Origin of the sequence: Leptospira noguchii serovar Panama str. CZ214 (assembly GCF_000306255.2) — a bacterium.
In the GTDB taxonomy this organism is placed as follows: Bacteria; Spirochaetota; Leptospiria; order Leptospirales; family Leptospiraceae; genus Leptospira; species Leptospira noguchii.
The window spans coordinates 38,682-58,702 of record NZ_AKWY02000006.1 but is presented as its reverse complement, the minus strand read 5'-3'; the positions used below and the strand labels follow the sequence as shown (position 1 = coordinate 58,702).

Genomic DNA, 20,021 nt, shown 5'->3' with positions numbered 1-20,021 from the left:
TGGGAGAAACAAGTAGAGGAAGGAGGCGAAGAATCTGTTCTTTGGAACGGTCGAGCCGGTAGACTTCCTCGCTTGACGGAATCGCAAGTAGAAGAACTCACGAGCATGTTAATCGAAGGTCCAATGAAACACGGCTTCGATACTCCGATTTGGACTTGTCGTCGTGTAGCAAAGTTAATAGAAAAGAAGTTCTGTATCCACTATCATCCGGATCATGTATGGAAAATATTACGTAGAATTGGTTTTAGTGTACAAAAGCCGATTCGACGAGCTAAAGAACGAGATGAAAAAGCGATCTCGAATTGGAAGAAGCGTCGTTGGCTGAAAGTTAAAAAAAGCCCAAAAAGAGCGAAGAAAGATAGTTTTTATCGATGAAAGCGGTTTAACGCAAATACCTACCGTGTTTCGCACATGGGCCCCCGTAGGACAAACGCCTGTTCTTACACATGTAGGGTCTTGGAAAAAGATTTCCGTAATCGGAGCAATTACACAAAGGAATTTATATTTTCAAATATTAAAGGGAGCGGCTAAACAAGAAGATATTATTTGTTTTCTTAAGTCCCTACTTCGCAATATCCCCGGGAAATTGATCATCATCTGGGATCGAATCAATATTCACCGTTCCTTGGCAGTCAATGAGTTCATTAACTCTTTGAATGGTAGAATAACAATTGAATTTCTACCTCCTTATGCTCCAGAACTAAATCCTGTCGAATATGTTTGGGGGAAATGGAAACGATATCTTCTTCCTAACTTTTGTCCGGAATCCTTTGAAACTTTGAAAAAAGAAGCTAAACGTTCATTAAGAAAATTGAAACGTAGAATTAATCCTGTTAAATCATTCTGGAATCAAGCTCGGTTGTCTATTTAAATTGGTGATATATTATGCAAATGTCAGTAAGTTGCTCAGAACAAACATTTTTGTTAAATAAAAATTTAAAGTGACTTTATATACATTAAATTCTAAAAATAATACAATCTGTAAAAACTTTTACATTTTTGTAAAAATCTATCATTCATTTTGAAAAACATATTTATACGTCTTTTTACTCATAACTATATAATAGAACACTCGATCTTTGCGTTAAAATAAAACTTTGTAATATAAATTCGCAGTATTAATTTTTATAGAAATCAATAGCAAAAAAACTAAAACAAACTCTGAATCAAATGAAATCCTATTTTTATCTATTACCTTTTTTTATACTTTATCTTCCTATTCAATATCAAATCGGAAGTAAGGGAATCGGAGGGTTGATTTTAATAGGAATTCTTTTTTGTAGTTCGATTCTTTTTTGGATACAAAAACAAAATAAAAAATTTATTTCACCTCGTTTTTTCATTTTATATTGGACGTTACTTGTTTTTGCAGAAGGAATTTTTTATACAAAAACCGCGTTAGATTCTTTTTTCTTAGGAGATTTAGATTATACTGCTCAACTCAGAATGATCCTTCCGGTAATGGATGGAAATTTTTTTCAAACTCAGTATTACGGCTCAGATGAAAACGCAAACTTTCTTTCTCATCACATGACTCCTGGAATTTTACTTTTGGCTCCATTTCCGATTTTATTTGGTTCCGAATTAGGGTTTGGAATCGGAATATTTTTTTTCGCTTCAGCTACAATTCCACTTTTATATTATTATTTAAGAAAATGTTCAATTTCCAAAGAATTATCTCTTTGTGCAAGCTTACTCTGGTCCGGGTCATCCAGTTTTTATAGATTGAATCATTCTCTACATTTTGAAGTATTAGTTCCGTTCCTTTTTTTATGTTTACTGATCGGAATTCAAAAACAAAAAACGTGGATTCTATTATCAACCCTTTGTTTATTTTTAGGAATTAAGGAAGATCTTTCAATTTATCTAAGCGCCTTATCGTTCGTTTTAATTTTTATAGAAAACAAAAGAAAAAAAGAATGGATTTTCGTTTTCAGCATATGCGTTTTTTATTATTTTATTATATTTCCTTTTTTAAACAAATTGGCCGGGAATTCAGCGGAAAGAAATTGGAAAGAATACTGGGGACAAGATCCGTTTTTTTCAATTCTTAAATACATTCAAAATCCAGAATATATGTTCCAATATTGGAAAGGAATCAGGGATCTAAGTTTAGAATGGGGATTCTGGAATTTGACAGGAGGTTGGATTTTATTCCCATTTCTAGGATTGTATTCTGTGTTTAGACTATCAATTCATCCTTGGGTTAGGGATTTATATAGTTATTACATTTATCCTTTAATTCCATTCCTGATTCTATTTTTAAAAACAGGAACAAATTGGATTCATAATTATATCCATAACTCCAAAACGAAATTCTTACATACTTTTCCTAAAGATCAAAAGTTACTACTCGTTTTAATATTCACATTTTCTGTTTCGATTTATAGAAACTTCAAAGAAACGGAATATCCGATCGTATTTGAACCTAAACCCAATCAAGTTGAAGAATTAAAAACAATCTTAATACAAATTCCACCGGCTGATTCCGTTTCTGCGGGATTTCATCTTTCTCCGTTTATCTCTTTAAAAAATTCGGTTTATCCAATTCGTGAAAATCGAAAATGGAAGGAATGGATCGTTATAGATCGTAAATACAATTCTCCGTATTTGAGTTCTGAAAAAATTTTAGAACGAATCGACTCAGACGTTCAAATAGGAAAGTTGCGCTGGGTTCAAAAGACAGAACGTTTCGGTTTACTGCGTTTGAATCTCAAAGCGAAAACTTCTAAATAAAGAACATTTTTAGAACCAATCTGTAAAATTCTCAACTTGTAAGAATTTCCACATTCCATTTTTTATAAAAAACTACAAATCAAAATACCGAGCCGCGCAAACGTAATGTTTCCGCAAAACTAATAAAAACAAATATTTAAAAATATTAAGTATTTATAATATAAAAATATTTTGAAAAACTATTTATTGCTCAGAGGATATAACAAAATATCCAATATTTTGTTATAAGATAAGACGTTGCAATAAAAACTGAAGATATTCAATAGAGTTGTTTAAAAATGAATTCTCTGTCTGCTTTTGTTTTATGGAAACGGTAGATTGAAATAGTTTTGTTAATCGTCACTATGGAATTTTTCAACAACTCTAATTTAATAAAAAACGAAAAATCTCCTATAGAGGTCACTTGCAATATTCATCTATTCTTTTTTTAGAATCTAAATAACCTATTTCCCAAGATCTTTGAAAATCCTTACAAGCCAAAGGAATTTTATTTAAAAAAACCAATGCAAGTCCTCTATTGTGAAAAGCTACCCCATCGTTCGGACTGAGTTGTAAAACTTTCGTATAACTTTCAACAGAATCCGAATATTTTTTTAAACCGTATTGAGCGTAAGCCAATTCAAAAAAAGCATATGTGTGTTTTTTATCAATATTCAAAGCTTTCAGAGCATCTTCAAGTCCCTCTTCGTAATTTTTGCTGCGATTCTCACAACGTGCCTTATGACCGTAAAGTTCTGCGTTTTTATTTTCTCCCAGAGAAATCGCTTTTTCAAAATCCTCAACCGCTTGTCTACAGTCATTAAGCATCTCGTATGTGTAACCTTTGTATAAAAACGCATGCGTCTTACTTGGATCAATTTCCACTGCCTTTTCAAAATCTCTTACGGCATGATTGTATCGTTTTAAAGTATAATAAACCAAACCTCGATTGTAGTAAGCGGATGTGTCGTTAGGAACTAACTTTAGATAATTAGAATATTCTTCAATTGCATTGAGATAATCTCCTTTTTCGTTGGCACGATAAGCCCGTTTAAAAATTTCTTGAGGATTTTCAGCTGTAGTTATTGGCGCAGCCGAGTTCAAATCGGAAAACTTTCCCCACAAAAACTCTCGAATTAAAGTCACAACAGATTGAATGCGGGAGGACCCTTCTGAATGATACTGATCTTCATTTTTACCGGAAGTAGAAAAAAAATTCAGTACAAAAATTATAATCCCTATGATTAAAAATAAACCGAGAACTCTATTTATCATTCAAATAAGAGAAACCGAATTTTTTTAAAATTCAACTTTTTATTCAATAAAAAATTTCCAAAAATAATCTTTTTTAGACTTCTAAATAACATGAATTAACGCGAAAGGATCAATGCGAAAAAACTCAGCACAACGCCTCTCAAACTCAGCGTCTCACTCCCCATGGGTCGTTCGACAGGTCGCGTTGGAAACTCAGCACAACGCTTTCCTATGGGTCGCGTTGTGGGATCAAGTTATTGGTATTTTATAAAAATTGAATCTGATTCTGGAATTTCACAATAACTTGGCCAGAGCTGAGAGCCCGGTCCGGCTGCATAAACAGCCGGATTCGCCTAATTTTTCTTACTTCGAATTTACGTTAAATAAGTCTTCAAGTAGAAACGAGTCATAATTTTATTTAAGAAAATCTTTATAAACTAATTTTCTCAATTAATGACAATTATAAAACCTTAATTTTATGCAGAAATATAGACTTACTTTCAATTTTATAAAAGTTTCCTTCAATAAAGTGAATGTTCAAATTATTTCTAAGTTGGTTTTTTACTTATCACAAATACTTATGAAAATGATACTCCAAAGGTTAAAATTTTAAAAGGCCAACAATTTCGAAATAGAAACAATCCGTAAAACTTCTATATTTTTACAAATTCATCTTAAATCTTTTTATAAAACGTGGTAGTTCCCACAAATTACGCCTCTTAGACAAATGGATCGTATTTTAAATCTACTTTTTTCTTTTTAAATTTCTGTATGAGTTCTTCATAGGACTGTTTAAAAAATAGAATCAGAACCAATCAAAATCATTCCTTAGGAAGAAAAACGTGGAAAATCGTTTTACCAGGCTCGGATTCTAACTCGATTCTTCCTTCATGTTTTTTTATGATTCGTCTGGAAATGTCCAAACCTAAACCACTTCCTTCTCCCGGACCCTTTGTAGTAAAAAAAGGATTAAAGATCTTTTCTCTCACTTCTTTAGGAATTCCTGGGCCGTTATCTTGAATGGAAACCCGAACTTCTTCTTTTTGATCTTGGATCGAAATCTTAATTTTTCCTTTAAAATGCATCGCTTGCAAAGAATTGTATATTAGATTTGTCCAAACTTGAACCAGATCGTCCGGATACGCCGCGATCATAGGACGAACCGGAAAGTCTAATTCTACATCAACGCCACCTTTGATTTTGTTATGATAAATTGTTAAAACGGTTTCAATGTTTTCCGCGAGATCCGTAAGAACTTTTCCTCTATTTTCTTCCGTATCAATATGAGCATAACTTTTCAAAGCGTAAACGATTTTAGAAGTCCTATCTACAGCCAATCGAATCGATAAAATATTTTTATACGTATGAATTTCTTCTAAAGCGAACTTAATTAAAGGATAATATTTAGGATCCAAAAACAAGGAAGGAAAATCTTCCAAAGCGGAAGGAAGTCCATAGTCCAAAAGTCTATCAGCAAGATCATGTGCGTTTTCATAACCTAAGCTTTTCAATTTCGCCTTTATCGAATTTAAAGCAGCCTTTTTATTTTCTCTGGAAAGAATACTTTCCTTACTTTCAATTCCTTTGCGAATCAACTCAGAAAGATTATGAACAAACTCTGTACTTACATTTGAAAAATCGTGACCCAATTTTTCCATCCTTTCGGCGGATGAATTTAAATAGGCTCTCAATTCTCCGCTTAGAGCAGAAATGGCGCCTAACGGATTGTTAATTTCATGCGCAATCCCCGCAACGAGTTGTCCTAACGCCGCCATCTTTTCAGAGTGAATCAATTGTTCCTGAGTTTTTTGAAGATTTTCAAGAGCTTCCGCCAATTCTGAAGTCCTGATTCTTACCGCCTTTTCCAGTTCCTCTTTGGCTTCTTTTCTTTCCGCATTTAAAAGAAGTTGAGTAACTTGTTCTGCAATCGTGACTACAAATTGTTTTTCGTACCCTCTCCAACTTCTAAGTTCCCCGCCGTGTTCTAAACAAACGACTCCTTTGATTTTACCTCTAAGAAAAAAAGGAGCGTCTAACAAAGAACTAATTCCCAGAGGTATACTATAGACGTCTGCAAACTCGGAAGTCCTAGGATCGTGAATCGCGTCCGAAGCGTCTACAAAACGATCCTTTCGAATAGCTTGAAAATATTTAGGATAATTCGTGAGAGACATATTCGTTTTTTCTAAATTAGTCTGTGTCTTCCGATCCCAACCTACAACAAGAGTTAACGTATTTGGGTCATCTTTATCAAACATCCAAATAGAAGCTCGATCACAATCGGTAACTTCCGAAGCCATAATTACTATTTTTTTGGCTCCTAATTCCAAATTACCCGACACAAATTCTGGATCGGTCGCAATTTCCATAAGCGCCTGCGCGTGTAAGGTGATCCGCTTGGATTGTTCTTCTTTTTCTTTGATGGCGATTTTTTTTTGAGTAATATCTCTTGCAATTGCGATCGTGATCCGGTTGTCCCCTATGTTTAAGTGTTTAGCAGAAAGTAGAGTATCCACTACCTCCCCACTTTTCTTTCTGAACTGAACTTCATAATCTCTTACAATTCCGTCTTTTGCTAAAATCTCCATCACCTTTTCTCTGTCTTTACGGCTGTTCCAGATTCCAAGTTCCAATGGAATTTTACCTATTACTTCTTCTTTAGAATATTCTAACATTTCCGAAAAATGTTCGTTTACTTGAATATATCTTCCATTTTGAAGATCGTTGAGCGTAATCGTATCCGGATTCATTTCAAAGATCATTTCAAAAAGATCTTTGCTAAGACGAAGTTCTTCATAGAGTTTTTTTCTTTCCTCTTCGGATCTTTTCTTTTCGGTAATATCCGTCGCCAAAGAAATCACTTGTTTTCTTCCGTCTAGTTCAATAATTCTCGCGGAATAAAAGATCGGAACTACAATTCCGTCGGAAGCAAGATACGCTGATTCTAAATTTTTGACTTCTTTTTTTTGAGAAAGAAGTTCATAAACTTCCATTCTAAAATTCGGAACCATATCCCAGATATGAATTTCAGGAGTAGTTTTGCCGATTACATCTTCTCGATTCATTTTAGCCATTTCTAAAAATCGTTCATTTACATCCGTGATTGTACGATTTTCCCAATCAGTGACAACAAGAGCAGAAGGAGTTAGTTGGAATAATTTCTGAAACAAATCCTTACTTCTTACCAATTCGTTCGCTAAACTTTCCAACTCTTTCGCATACTCTTTGATCTCCGTAATATCATGACCAATCGCTAAAATTTTTTTTTCCCCAAACGATTCCACAAATCGAGCCGAAAAAAGAATGGGCCTAATACTTCCGTCAGCTGTTTTCATTCCTATCTCAAGATTGCTAACGACTCCGTCTCTTTGAAGTAATTCAATTATTTTTTCTCGGTCTTTTAGATTATCATAAATTCCTAAATCAATTGCGGACTTAAAAATTACGTCCTCTTTGGATTTTCCAGTATATTCTAAAAAGCGATCGTTTACTTCCAACAAGGTTCCATTCAATTTTGATAATGTAATTGCAGAAGGATTCAGACGAAAAATCTGGCTCAGAATTTCCTCTTTTTCACGAACCTCGTCCAGTAATCTTTGTTTTTCTCTTTCTTCTTTGATCCTGTCAGTCATTGGAACCGTGATACTTAAAAGAGCGGCTTTTCCCATGTATTCGATAGGTTGAGCGGAAAAAAGCCCCCAAAATTCGTTACCAGTTGTAGTTCGAAAAGGCATTTCAATACTATCTACAAAACCGTCCCGCCTTATAACTCCAAAAATCGCTTCTCTAACATGGTCGGAAAACCAGACTCCTAACTCGGTCATTGTTTTTCCGATGAGTTTATCCGGTTCATATTCAATTTGTTCCGCAAATTTACGGTTCACTTCTAAAAGTTTTCCGGTATCAATTTCCGAAATAGACATTGGAAACGGATTCAAAACGAAAATTCTTCGAAGTGCCTCCCAACCTTCTTTAATTTCTTCGTAGAGTTGTTTATGAGCTTCTTCGTTGTGTTTTTGTTCGGAAATATCTCTGATCATTCCCCAAAACGAGATGGGATTTTTAGATTCGTCTCGAATCAAATACATCCGTATAGAAATTGAAATGTTTTTTCCATCTTTACGAATGTATTCTTTTTCGAACTCTTGAGAATAACCGATCGAGAAAAGATTTTCATGAAAGATTTTTCTTTGGGAAGGATCCCAATCCAAAGGAAATAAAGACCAAAGGGTATTTTTTTTAAGTTCTTCCAATGAATAACCGGTTAAAGTTTGAAAAGCCGAATTCGCTTTCAAAAAGGAACCGTCTAAATTTGCGATCACAATTCCATCTCGACTGGTTTCGAAGATCTGTCTAAAAAATTCGGAGTTGAATAGATTTGAATCCAATGCATTCATAAGTCTGGATACAATAAAAGACGATTAAATCTTAAATAAGGTAAGTCTAGTTCCGTTTCATAAAAGTTAATTTTTAAGTAAAAAATAAATTGAATGAGAGAAAGAATCCTCTTTTTTTAGTCCTTCCAAACGATTAAGATTTGGTATAAAGTATAATCCCAGAACTACTACTTTAAAAGACATGTTACTCACGTTAAATTAATCGCAAAAAAGTAAAAAGCATTTTAAATTAGAATTTAAGATTTTTAGAAACTCAATATTAGGACACGTAAAAATAGAGCCAAAAATTAACTGTTAATTTTGCAAAGAAACAAAAGTTTTTAAAAAATTATACCAACTTGAAATTGTTGGTTTTTTATAGGAGACTCACATTTTAAGTTTTAAAACAAGCTCAGAATCATATTTTTTTCATGCGTCCAGTAACCTAATCCAAAAATTATCAACTCTCAATTAGAAACGGACAAATTGATTTACAATCGTTTCTAAAAACTATAGAATTCTAAGTTTTTTGATTTTAAAATGATAAACCAAAGTTCTTATTTAGAATCCCAAAAATTCAACGTAAAAGTTTCTATTTTCTCTAAACCAAACTCAAGTAAAAATTTACGAGCATATTCCTGAGAATTACACAATAGGTTTTCTAAAATTTAGCTTTTAAGCGGCGATTCATCCACAAATTCAAGGTAATCAATCTATTACGCAGTCGTTTTTCTCTGTTCAGATCTTACAAAAATAATACTAAGAACAAACTACAACGTTTCAGAAGGCCGCATAAGCTTTGTTACTGATTGTTCTTTTGAGAAAATTTATACATTACTGATCTATAAAATTGAGTACCGTTAATTTTATCACAAAACACTGATTCCATGGAAAACATTAGGTATTTTATTATATAGTTATGAGTAGGATTTTTGAAAATTTTATATCTAACATTAACAAAACAAAATTATCTGTTCACTTCAATGAACAAAAAAAATTTAACAAACACTTTTACAAAATATAGTATAATTTTATAATTTATCAATATTATTAACTTCTATAGAATAGGATCATTTAAATAAAATCCGTTTTCCTAAATATAAAATTTTTATTACAAAACCCTGTTTCCAAGCAAAACACTTTGTATTTCAACATAAGAAAACCGGGGCGAATCCGGCTTGCCACAGCCGGCCGGGCTCTCAGCTCCGGTCAATAAATTGTATATAGGAACGTTATACGACTTATCATCGTAGACTTCAATTTATCGACCCCGCATCGATCCCTTTCGCGTTAATACACATTATTTTATAGTCTAAGCAAGAGTCACAAATTTAAATTCAGAATTTGTAAATTTTCTTTTTTCAAATTAAAAACATTCAAAATTTTTTATGTAAATTTTTCACGTCACTAAACTTTATAAAAGGAACTATTCCGACTCTGACCTAAACTGAAAAATTATTTCAAAATTTAGAATACTCTAAATTTTTAATTAACTTACTACGGAATCGTTGTTTTCTTGAATCACGTGACCGTCTTCTAAAATCATACGAATCAGACGAGTCATTTCCACGGAATACTCTACGTTCAGATGTTTGGTAACACCCTCACAAAATCCGTTGATAATTAGAAGTTTTGCATCGTCTTCGGACAAACCCCTAGATTGAAGATAAAAGAGTTGATCTTCGTCGATTCTGGAAACGGTAGCCTCGTAATTTAAAGTACCATTTTGACCGGAAACGTCGTTGTAAGGATACGCGTGAGACTGAGAGCGGTCATCCATCATTAAACCGTCACATTTCACGTGAGAATAAGAATTTTCAGATCCAGGCGTGAACTTGACCAATCCTCTGTAAGAATTAATTCCTCCGTCAAGAGAAACACCTTTTGCTAATATATTACTTCGAGTATTTTTACCAACGTGAATGATTCTTGCGCCAGTATCTTGAATCTGCCCTCCACCCGCAAACGCAAGAGAAAGAATATCTCCAGTAGAATGATCTCCTTGCAAAACGATTCCAGGATACTTAACCGTATTTGCGCCTATGTTTACGTCCGTCCAAGTGATATGACCTCTTTCGTAACATAACCCGCGTTTGACGGTCCAGTTGTACATATTCTTTTTCCAGTTCTGGATCGTAGTATAAAAAATTTTAGCGTTTTTATGGGCGATAAGTTCTACAACCGCTGTATGAAAGTTAGTACCTTTATCTTGAACTGAAGAACAACCTTCCGAATATTCTAACTCTGCACCTTCATCTGCAATCAAAAGAGTTCTTTCATACTGACCTGAGGAAGCCGCGGTCACTTTAAAATACGCCTGAAGTGGCATAGGCGTTTTTACACCTTTCGGAACAAATGCAAAAGACCCCCCCGAAAAAACACAACTGTTCAAAGCGGAAAATTTATTATCTCCTACGCTCACGACCGTTCCTAGATATTTTTTTACTATTTCAGGATATTCCCGAATCGCAGTATCGATGTCACAAAAAAGAATCCCTAGTTCAGTTAATTCTTTTTTAACGTTAGCGTAAACTGTTTCAGAATCGTTCATTGCTTCGATTCCGGCCAGATATTTACGTTCGTGTTCTGGAATTCCTAGACGTTCAAAGGATTTAAGAACCTCTGGATCTACTTCATCCCAGGATTTTTTCTTTTGTTGATTGGAACCTATATAATGAGTATATGAATTGATATCTACGTTGAAGTTTGGAAAAAATCCCCAAGTAGGCATTGGTTTTTGTTCGTAAATCTCAAAGGCTTTGAGGCGAAATTCCGTAAGCCAGCCCGGCTCATTCTTGATATGAGAAATAGATTCTACAACTTTACGTGTAAGACCTTTGGGAAAATTATCTGGACGATAATAACGATCTTCTTCGTGGATGGATTCTTTTTTTAGAGCCTGTTCCATTTTTCATCCCTCTTTTAGACATATCTCGCGACCCATAGGGAGCGAGATCTGAGTTTCAAACGCGACCCATAGGGAGCGAGATCTGAGTTTCAAACGCGACCCATAGGGAGCGAGATCTGAGTTTCAAACGCGACCCATAGGGAGCGAGATCTGAGTTTGGACGATAACACTTTTGAGTTCAACCCATAACATCTGTGAAAGAATGCTCTTTCGCAATTCACCTCTTGGTACCCACAAAACTCTTCCAAGATCAACTCGGTCAAACAAACGATTCATTAAATGAATTTAGGACTACACAATCGAAAAAACGTTCTTCTAAATCGAATCTTTTTAAGAATCTATCCAAAACCTGAAAGGAAAAGGGCAGTAGCTCCCACATTCTTCATTCAACTTTACAGTTTGAGTTTTTTCGATAACTGATTTTGCGTGAATTCCTACATTTTAAGACCTAAAACACAAAACGGCAAGACTACTTTTTAATCCTTCCGATTTTAGATTCTTTCAAATCGTTTTGTGTCATCATCCGCAGACTTTACGTCTGCGGATAGGAAAAAATCAATTTACGGCAGCAAAGTAATCCTTAGATTTTTCTGGATCTGCTTTCATCGTTTTCTTCCCTTCGTCCCAATTGGCAGGGCAGACTTCTCCATGTTTTTCAACAAATTGAAACGCCTTGATTAAACGAATTGCTTCATCTATATTACGTCCTACTGGAAGATCATTGATAGTCGCTTGACGAATGACTCCTGCGGGATCAATGATAAACGTTCCTCTAAGGGCTACTCCACCTTCGGTCAAAACATTATAATCTCTGGAAATAGATTTGGTTAGATCTGCAATGAGTGGATATTTAACGTCGCCAATTCCCCCTTCTTTTTTTGGAGTATTTTTCCATGCGAGATGAGTAAATGCAGAATCTACAGAAACTCCCAATACTTCGGTCCCCAGTTTTTTGAATTCTGCAAGCTTGTTATCGTATTCGATAATCTCAGTCGGGCAAACGAAAGTAAAATCAAGTGGGTAAAAAAACAATACTACCCATTTTCCTTTGTAGTCTGAAAGTTTAATTTCCTTGATTTCTTTTCCAAGGACGGCTTCTGCCTTAAAATCCGGCGCTAAAGATGTAACCTGAGGCATTTTTATTCTCCTTTTTTTAAATTTAATTTTGAAGCTTAGACACTTCCATAATATCCTTCAATTGCTTTGAAGCAAATATTTTTTAGAATCATTCTAATTTTTCTTTAATTCTAAAAAAATGAGGTCGGAACTACAGCCATTTCACGGTGATTCCTAAAATGCGGGAACTACCACTTTTTTTCTACTGAACTTGAGTTCGCCGTAAAAAACGAGAAACGATTTCTAAAAGTATGAGTTCCCACATTTCCAAACTGATCTGTAAAATCGTGATTTGTGATAGTTCCCACATTGTAGAGATCAATCGGCAAAGTTCAGATCCAACTTTTTTCAGAAAAATGAATCATAGATTCCTACTCAAGACTAACGTGAACCTACTACTCTTACATTACAACCTTCAGGGAACTGACTTAAATCCAAATTAGAATGTTTTGGAACGATAACATCTCTTAACAAAGGAAGAGAATACAATACATCAACACCATCTAATATTAGGGTATTTCCAGCAAATACCACATATTCGAGACTATTCAAATTACGAATCGGTTCTAAAGATTCCAACTGTAGTCCAACAATAGACAAAATATTTAGAGCGCTGCAATTCTCGATTCCATTCAATGAGATTATCTTTTTACAGGAATCCACTCTCAAATCTAAAAGAGAAGAACAAGACGAAAGTCCATCCAAAGACCGAATATTTGGAATCCTTGTCAATCTCAATGATTCGATAGTAGTAGGTATGCCAGCAAGACTAGTTATCTTTCCTCCGTGTAACCATAAATGCTTCAAGTCGATCCAATCCATCATACCTTTCAAATTTTCAGAAGCACATCCCCGTAAAGATACATTCTTAAGTTTTTTAAGTCCAAAAATATTCTCTGCACCTTGTACCCAATGATCTAAAAAAATCTCTTCAAGATTGCGCAAATGTAACAACACATCTCCCAATCCGGATGAAACTCTATCTATTCTAAGTTTTTTAAGATTGGTTATTAGACTAAGAGCAGAAAAATCTTTGATATTTGAAGTCAAAATCCACAGCGACTGTACCGATGGAAGGTATTCTAAAAAATTAATATTAGAAAGTGAAACAAAACCAACGACTACTTCCGTAATAGTAACTCTATATTCATAAAAACTGATAGACATTAAAAAATCGGAAAGCTCCCAGATTTGAATGGGAGGAAGATTATCTTTTTCAGTAAGAAAAACTGTAGTGTTTGAGTTAGAACCAATGTAGATAGATCCCAATGTTAATTTCATATTTATTCTTAGTTTTATCCTCTAAAAATTCATTCAGTAAAATTTTTCAGATTAGAATCTAAGATAAAAATCTAAAAAAATGAACTCTGCATTGAAAATTTGAAGAATGGAATTCCATCTAACAATGCGTCTCAAAATCTAATTACACTTTATCAAAAAGATCAGGCTGCAAGAACCCATTCCAATTTTGGAACAGGTTTTAGAATTTTTTTTAAAATCTATATGTTTAAAACTCAAAAGGAAGATAACCCTGTAAATACAATCGATCGATTGTATTTACAAAAATTACCAACTCATAACTTATTTTTAAAAAGCAGAAACCGTGGTTCAACTCTTCAGAAAATTCATCGTTTCTTGAAGTTTTTTAGCAATCTGCAAAAGACCAATTGCACTTCCTGCAATTTCTTCCGAATTTGCAGCGCTGTTTTGAACCGTGATGGAAATATTAGAAACCGCGTTCGCAGTTTCTGTAACCGCGATCTTTTGTTCTTTAACGGAAGTACGTATGTCTTCCGACTTTTCATACACCTGATCCACTCCAGAACGAATCTTATCTTTTTTCTCTTGCTGGAGCGCCATCGTAGCTACAATTTGATTAGAAGATTCTTTCAGATGTTCCAAACCACTTAAAATCTCAGCATAAACACGAACGGAATTTTCTACAATCTTTCTACCCGTTTCGATTTCCGCATTGCTCGTTTTAATCAGTTCTTCGATTGTCATCGCGCTGGAATCAGTTTGTTCCGCAAGCCTTGTAATTTCACTCGCCACTACAGCAAAACCTCTACCGTGTTCCCCTGCTCTTGCCGCTTCAATCGCAGCATTGAGTGCAAGTAAATTCACTTTTTCTGATATTTCTTTAATGATCGCAGTAATGGACTGCATCTCTACAGAACTACTTTCGATCTTTTCCATACTATCGGAAAGATCTCCCATCGTTTTTTTACCGGAATCTGTTTTCAGATACATATCCGAAATTTTTTCCAAAGAATTTTTTACCGCATCCCCTACCTTGTTGATCATCCCTTCCAGTTCTCGCATTTCTCCGTTAAACGAAGAAATCAAAGCGTATTGAGATTCGGCGTTTCGATTTACATATTCCATTCCGGAACTGATTTCTTCCACAGACGCGGATATTTCTTCGATCGAAGCCGATTCGGATTGTGCGTTAGCCGAAAGATGATCCGCAGACTTAGAAAGTTGTTCAGAGGCTGCTAGAATACTTTCGGAAAAGTTCAAAATCGTATTCAACATTTCTCTGACTTTGATCTGGAACAAACGAAACGCCAGATGTAAAAGATAAAGTTCGTCTTTTTTATTTGAGTCTTCTTCTACTTCTACAGGATGAGAAAAATCTGCGTTTCTGACCGCATTGCTCACTGTATTTAATCCTTTGACTAATCGAATCGAATAAAACACGGCGATCAAAAAAATATAAGTCAAAGTAATACCGGAAAGAAGAATAAACGAAAACCAGCTATAAGTGAATTCCTTTTCCGCTTTGATGTAGATCGTATCTGTAGTCTTAAGTTGAAGTTGAATCAGTTCTTCGATTTTATCAGTCACTGGATCAATTCTAGGATACAAACGATTATCCGCAAAAACTCCTAGTTCCTGAAAGTTTTTAGTAACCATCAGCTCTCTGGCCTCTGCTACGGTGGCATTCGAAGCGTCAAAAAGAGGAGTCAACTCTCGTATAATTGCTTCTTCTTCCGGAATCAGACGAGTCCCCATATAGGCAGTCCATTCTTCCTGAATCCCTGAAGTCGCCTTATCGAGGTTAACGACTCCTTCTTCCGGTGTGAAAGTGCCACTTCTTACTTTATGAACACAGTCTACGATAAAAATCGCATAGAGATCGGATATTTTCTTCAATTGTTTCAGAGGAATTACACGATCCTCGTAAATTGTTTCGATATCCTCAATCCTATCTTTAGTGTTCGTTAAAGCCAATGCAACTAACATAGCAATCGGTATTAGTACCGATCCAAATAGAAACATTAGCTTTGTTCGTATTCCCAGTCTCTGCATGAATATATATATAGTTTTCATAGAATTTAAAGCGTTTCATAGTTGCCTTGATATATACTCAGTCAAGTTTTTTAAAAAATGAATCTCTTTTTAAGAGTACAAATTTATAAAGTAAGTAAACTTGAGGTTAAAGAGATGTCAAATTACCAAAACTTTAGAGAAACTCTAAACATAAGGATTAGCTCCGGCATATACAAAGGTTTATTTTTGAACTCACTGAAAGAACGTTCATCTTTTATGACGAAATAAAATTCATAAATGATTCATATTCTTTTCTATAATTTATTTCAAAAACATACTATCTATTTTAAACCTAATAAAATTATAAAAAAGAACTTTTAAGAAAGTCTTTTGTATTTTCTAAATGAACTTTTTTAAAACCCCAAAAACAAATCTCAAACATTGAACGAAAGATAATATCTTAAAAGATCATTCTATAAAGCTCATATTGATTTTATATTTCCAAGAAAACGATTCTTTTAGAAAGATAAGAATTAAACGGACCAAACTTTAAAACAGTTTTTTAGTCTAAATCGAAAGTTACAAAACCTAGTATAATGAATCTGTCGCCTATTTTGAAACAAATCCCGGTTTAGACGCAAAATTTGAAAATCTACGATAGAGCATTTGATTCCGATCATTATGTAAAAGAAGTGCCACTATTTTTATATTCCCAAGACGTTTTTTAAATAGGAAAACGATATTTCAATTAATGTACTTTTAAAAATTGGTTTCAATTTTTAAGAATAAATCGTATACAAACTCAATCACGGGCTTCGTAAACTTTTACATTTTTGGCCTTTAAAAAACCACGTTCTTTTTGTCAAAATCCAAAGATCCAATTTTAAATCCGGCACTATCTTTAAAGTCATATCTAATTTTTATACAAATTCAATAACATTATAATTTTAAAATATAATTAAAATAAAATATATTTATTAAAACAAAAAATCCGATTTTCATTTATAATAAGATAACTCAGCCTCCAAAAAACTCACCGAGGCAAAATTTTCACTCAGAAACGATATAAAAATTACACCAAAATATTAAGAAAATTCAATAGTAGAGTTGTTTAAAAATTTCATAGTTTAAATTTAAAAAACTGCTTCAATCGACCGTTTTCATAAAACAGATGAAGATTCATTTTTTCAACGACTCTAATGTAAAATTCGCTAATCTAGACGTGACTGACGGCTTGAGTTAAAACTACAACAGATTATTATAAATTTATAAAGCACTATCGTTTATAAACTTTGGGACAAATACATAATAAAGTATTATTTTTATACGCCCGAATAGTAAAAATGAGCGTTTAGAATCCAATTTTTAAATAGGGATTCATCTTAAATTTTTAGATCAATAAATTGATAAAGATCCCCTTTTAATTCTTCCAAAGTAGAATTTTCAGAAACAGTTCTAAAAAGTTTTGAAACGAAACAATTTCAAAATCAAAATTATAGGCCAGATCGTTTTTAAAATTTTATCAATCAGGCCCTCTCACAATTTTCTCTAAAAAAGAATCTGGCCGATGGTAAGTAAAACATTCCAGTTTTCTTAAAAAGATTTTTTATAAAATTTATAATTTAAGTTCATTATAAGATTGAAATTCAATAAAGGTATCTCACCTATTGTAAATTCGTTTTTTAAGGGAGAATTATATGAAAGGAATTTGCAAACCGTTTTTAATTGGAATTTTGATCTTTTGTATTTGTTCCATTTTATGGAGTTGCCAGGATGAAAAAAGTTCGGATAAGGAAGATTCCTTAAAACTCATGGCCTTTCTTTTGAATTCTACTGCACCTCTGTCAGAGCCCACAAGCACCGATTGTACCAACCCTGCTCCCGCATTTTCTACGTTAAACCAAGCGGGAACTAGTTCTTGTGCTACCTGTCACAATCCAAGTAATCTAAACGCTGGATTTGACGTAACTTCTTACAATTCGGTCCGCAGTCGTGTAACCGTAAATGATCCTAAAAACAGCCTTCTCTTTCAGAAAATCAACACGGGTTCCATGAGAATAAACAATAACGATTCCATCAATAAAGCCGTTTTTTGTTGGATTTTAAAAGGAGCCAATCCTTGATTTTTAGAAAATTAATATATTTTATTTTTCTAATCTTTTTAGTTTTTCAATTTTCGTTACAAAGCGAAAAAAAACTTTCAGAAGAATGGACTGTCAAAGAAGCAGACATTCGTTTTTTAAGCGAGGCTCCCCAGGAAACAATCCGGGGAACCTTGCAAAAGGCGGAAGGAAACGCAGATTTAAGATCAAAAAAATTTTCTTTTCAAGTAAATCTAAACGATCTTAACGTTCCCAACCGATTGATGAATCGACATATGCACGAAAACTATCTCGAAACGGAAAATTTTCCATATGCGACCTTTCAAGGAAATATTTTAAAATGGGACTTAACTTCCAAAACAGTGATCGTTGAAGGAGATTTTACCTTACACGGAATCACAAAAAAGAACGTTCGGATTCAAGGCAACTTTGAAGAAAAAGGAAAAGATCTTTTAATTCATTGCAATTTTGAAATTTTGCTGAGCGATTTTAAAATCGAAATTCCTAAATTAGTAATTTTGAAACTGAATGAAAAAATTAGAATCGAAACATCCGTTTTATGGCAGTACAAAATATGAACTTTAAAAAATCTCCATTCCTAATCTTTTTCTTTCTTTTATTTATCTTATTATCTTTCTCTCTATCTGCACAAGAACAAAGAAAATCTACGTTCTTAGGAAGTAGTTTGATTCACATGCCTAGTACCGAAGACGTAGGTAAAAGTGGTTTGGATTTCCGATTCAATCACCGTTTTGGAAATGCAAAATCCACTTCTTACGATTTTTTCGGTTTAGACAACGGCGCTAACACTCAACTTTCCTTAGACTACGGTCTTACCGATCGAATTACAATCGGCATAGCCAGAACTTCGTTTCAAAAAACATACGAGGCGAGAGGTAAGATCCGTCTTTTAACTCAAGATTCTAGTTTTCCGGTGACCATAAGTTTTTTTGGAGTTTTCGGTCAAGAAACGGAAGAACAATCTAAATTCTACGGTCCTTATCTGAAAGTTTCCACCGGTTTTCCGGGTTTTAATTCTCAATTGGAAAAGAAGTTGAATACTTATGAACTGTCTTACTCAGACAGACAGAGTTCTCTTGTTTCTTTTTTAATTTCAAAAAGGTTCGGCGACGTATTTTCTCTACAACTTTCTCCTATGTTTGTTCATAGAAATTTTGTCAAAGAACATCTTTCCAATGACAGAACCGGATTGGACGTTTCTTTTAGAATCCACGTTTTTAAACGTTTGGATTTTACATTTGGAACGATCCTTACTCCAAAAAGAGATTATATAGGTGATTCTTATACAACGGAAGATAGAAAAACAAAAATCAACGGTTTAGAATATTCTACTTCAGAAGCTAACGAACTAATTGCAAACGGAAGAACGTTAGATGTAATTGTTAACAATATTTTACTTTCTAAACCAGTAGAATATATGTCAGTTCCAATGAGTTTTGGAGTCGACTTCGAAACAGGGGGTCATGTTTTTCAACTGTTCGTAACAAACAGTAGGTCCATCGCTCACACTCAGTTATTGCGTGGAGCCGACTACGATTACAATAAAAAAGAATGGACCTTGGGTTTTAACATACACCGTTATTTCTCTTTAGAAAGCCAAGATTCAAAAACAAATTAGAAATTATCTCAAAAACTTTCTAAATTCTATGTTTTCAGAAGCTTCTGCGACTTAACGAATGGACGTATAAAAATGATACCAAAAATTAATCGCCCAATTTACAAAAATATAATAGTTATACTTTAACTTTGCTTAATATTTTGACTTCGGCTATCCTAAAATATTTTTAAGATAGCCTGTGGTAATTTTATAAATTTCACATTACGTGTATCATACAATTTTGTTGAGGCAAGATCACGTATTTTAACTTTTAGTATATATTTTAAGTATTAGAATTGTTGAAAAATTCCATAGTTGCGATTAACAAAACTGTTTTAATTGATCGTTTCCATAAAACAGAAACTGATTGAGAATTAATTTTTCAACAACTCTATTATTCTTATGCGCCCGAGTTATAAAAATACTCCTTTTAGATTGTACAATAAGCCCAATGCTAAATAATGTGAAATTCGATATAACGCGAAAGGGATCGATGCGAGGAAACTCAGCAAAACGCTCTTTCAAACTCAGCGTCTCGCTTCTATTGGCGCTCGACAGATCACGTTGCAGGTGTAAGTTTTAAAGAGGATTTGTCGTAATTCTGACAGATTTATATTGAAATCCAAATGTTTGTGGGTAGGTTATGCTGGGCGCGTTTG

The 20,021-nt window shown here is 33.9% G+C and carries 12 protein-coding genes and 2 pseudogenes; 7 read left to right on the top strand and 7 right to left on the bottom strand.

Going from position 1 to position 20,021, the window contains the following annotated elements:
* From LEP1GSC059_RS23950 to LEP1GSC059_RS03365, 3 genes are all read left to right on the top strand, one after another.
* Positions 1 to 375, top strand: a 375-nt coding sequence (locus tag LEP1GSC059_RS23950; RefSeq protein ID WP_020980292.1) for a winged helix-turn-helix domain-containing protein, incomplete at its 5' end; no start/stop codon positions are given.
* Positions 359 to 871 carry an IS630 family transposase gene (locus LEP1GSC059_RS23945; protein WP_155243402.1) on the top strand — a complete coding sequence of 171 codons (513 nt, stop codon included), beginning with the start codon at positions 359 to 361 and terminating at the stop codon, positions 869 to 871. The genes LEP1GSC059_RS23950 and LEP1GSC059_RS23945, both read left to right, overlap by 17 nt.
* A 299-nt stretch (positions 872 to 1,170) precedes the next feature.
* Complete coding sequence (locus LEP1GSC059_RS03365) at positions 1,171 to 2,736, top strand: DUF2079 domain-containing protein (protein ID WP_020980287.1); 1,566 nt, start codon at positions 1,171 to 1,173, stop codon at positions 2,734 to 2,736.
* Positions 2,737 to 3,135: 399 nt separating this feature from the next.
* Here the strand turns inward: LEP1GSC059_RS03365 and LEP1GSC059_RS03360 are convergent, their stop codons facing one another.
* The 6 genes from LEP1GSC059_RS03360 to LEP1GSC059_RS03335 all read right to left on the bottom strand — a co-directional run bounded on the left by LEP1GSC059_RS03360 (position 3,136) and on the right by LEP1GSC059_RS03335 (position 15,651).
* The gene (locus LEP1GSC059_RS03360) at positions 3,136 to 3,990 is read right to left on the bottom strand and encodes a tetratricopeptide repeat protein (RefSeq protein WP_020980278.1); all 855 of its coding nucleotides are present in this window, start codon (positions 3,988 to 3,990) and stop codon (positions 3,136 to 3,138) included.
* Between the two features lie 800 nt (positions 3,991 to 4,790).
* Positions 4,791 to 8,366, bottom strand: coding sequence for a PAS domain S-box protein (locus LEP1GSC059_RS03355; protein ID WP_020980274.1), 3,576 nt, complete (start codon positions 8,364 to 8,366; stop codon positions 4,791 to 4,793).
* Positions 8,367 to 9,834: 1,468 nt separating this feature from the next.
* Positions 9,835 to 11,253, bottom strand: coding sequence for a Fe-S cluster assembly protein SufB (sufB, locus tag LEP1GSC059_RS03350; protein WP_002178762.1), 1,419 nt, complete (start codon positions 11,251 to 11,253; stop codon positions 9,835 to 9,837).
* A gap of 555 nt (positions 11,254 to 11,808) precedes the next feature.
* Entirely contained in the window at positions 11,809 to 12,390 is a 582-nt protein-coding gene (locus LEP1GSC059_RS03345; RefSeq protein ID WP_002178505.1) for a peroxiredoxin, read from the bottom strand.
* Positions 12,391 to 12,750: 360 nt separating this feature from the next.
* A complete protein-coding gene (locus LEP1GSC059_RS03340; RefSeq protein WP_017214560.1) occupies positions 12,751 to 13,650 on the bottom strand; it encodes a leucine-rich repeat domain-containing protein in 900 nt (299 codons plus the stop codon).
* A gap of 327 nt (positions 13,651 to 13,977) precedes the next feature.
* Positions 13,978 to 15,651: a methyl-accepting chemotaxis protein gene (locus LEP1GSC059_RS03335; RefSeq protein ID WP_002178478.1), complete on the bottom strand. Its 1,674-nt coding sequence runs from the start codon at positions 15,649 to 15,651 to the stop codon at positions 13,978 to 13,980.
* Positions 15,652 to 15,759: 108 nt separating this feature from the next.
* Between LEP1GSC059_RS03335 and LEP1GSC059_RS21255 the strand changes: the two are divergent.
* Positions 15,760 to 16,023, top strand: a pseudogene (locus tag LEP1GSC059_RS21255) (hypothetical protein).
* Positions 16,024 to 17,164: 1,141 nt separating this feature from the next.
* Here LEP1GSC059_RS21255 and LEP1GSC059_RS21250 read toward each other — a convergent pair.
* Positions 17,165 to 17,403: pseudogene (locus tag LEP1GSC059_RS21250) on the bottom strand (hypothetical protein).
* Here LEP1GSC059_RS21250 and LEP1GSC059_RS03330 point away from each other — a divergent pair.
* From LEP1GSC059_RS03330 to LEP1GSC059_RS03320, 3 genes are read left to right on the top strand one after another with little or no spacing between them, the layout of a single operon-like run.
* Positions 17,340 to 17,765, top strand: a complete 426-nt coding sequence (locus LEP1GSC059_RS03330) for an LIC11213 family lipoprotein (protein ID WP_017214559.1) — start codon at positions 17,340 to 17,342, stop codon at positions 17,763 to 17,765. The pseudogene LEP1GSC059_RS21250 and the gene LEP1GSC059_RS03330 overlap by 64 nt on opposite strands.
* Complete coding sequence (locus LEP1GSC059_RS03325; RefSeq protein ID WP_017214558.1) at positions 17,762 to 18,322, top strand: YceI family protein; 561 nt, start codon at positions 17,762 to 17,764, stop codon at positions 18,320 to 18,322. Before LEP1GSC059_RS03330 ends, LEP1GSC059_RS03325 begins: the two co-directional genes overlap by 4 nt.
* Positions 18,319 to 19,383, top strand: a complete 1,065-nt coding sequence (locus LEP1GSC059_RS03320; protein ID WP_036056972.1) for a DUF5777 family beta-barrel protein — start codon at positions 18,319 to 18,321, stop codon at positions 19,381 to 19,383. The genes LEP1GSC059_RS03325 and LEP1GSC059_RS03320 overlap by 4 nt, the downstream gene beginning before the upstream one ends.
* Positions 19,384 to 20,021 lie beyond the last annotated feature (638 nt).

Coding starts and splice junctions, on each gene's coding strand:
- LEP1GSC059_RS03365 (WP_020980287.1), top strand. CDS start 1,171: ATGAAATCCTATTTTTATCTATTACCTTTTTTTATACTTTATCTTCCT.
- LEP1GSC059_RS03360 (WP_020980278.1), bottom strand. CDS start 3,990: ATGATAAATAGAGTTCTCGGTTTATTTTTAATCATAGGGATTATAATT.
- LEP1GSC059_RS03355 (WP_020980274.1), bottom strand. CDS start 8,366: ATGAATGCATTGGATTCAAATCTATTCAACTCCGAATTTTTTAGACAG.
- sufB (WP_002178762.1), bottom strand. CDS start 11,253: ATGGAACAGGCTCTAAAAAAAGAATCCATCCACGAAGAAGATCGTTAT.
- LEP1GSC059_RS03345 (WP_002178505.1), bottom strand. CDS start 12,390: ATGCCTCAGGTTACATCTTTAGCGCCGGATTTTAAGGCAGAAGCCGTC.
- LEP1GSC059_RS03340 (WP_017214560.1), bottom strand. CDS start 13,650: ATGAAATTAACATTGGGATCTATCTACATTGGTTCTAACTCAAACACT.
- LEP1GSC059_RS03335 (WP_002178478.1), bottom strand. CDS start 15,651: ATGTTTCTATTTGGATCGGTACTAATACCGATTGCTATGTTAGTTGCA.
- LEP1GSC059_RS03330 (WP_017214559.1), top strand. CDS start 17,340: ATGAAAGGAATTTGCAAACCGTTTTTAATTGGAATTTTGATCTTTTGT.
- LEP1GSC059_RS03320 (WP_036056972.1), top strand. CDS start 18,319: ATGAACTTTAAAAAATCTCCATTCCTAATCTTTTTCTTTCTTTTATTT.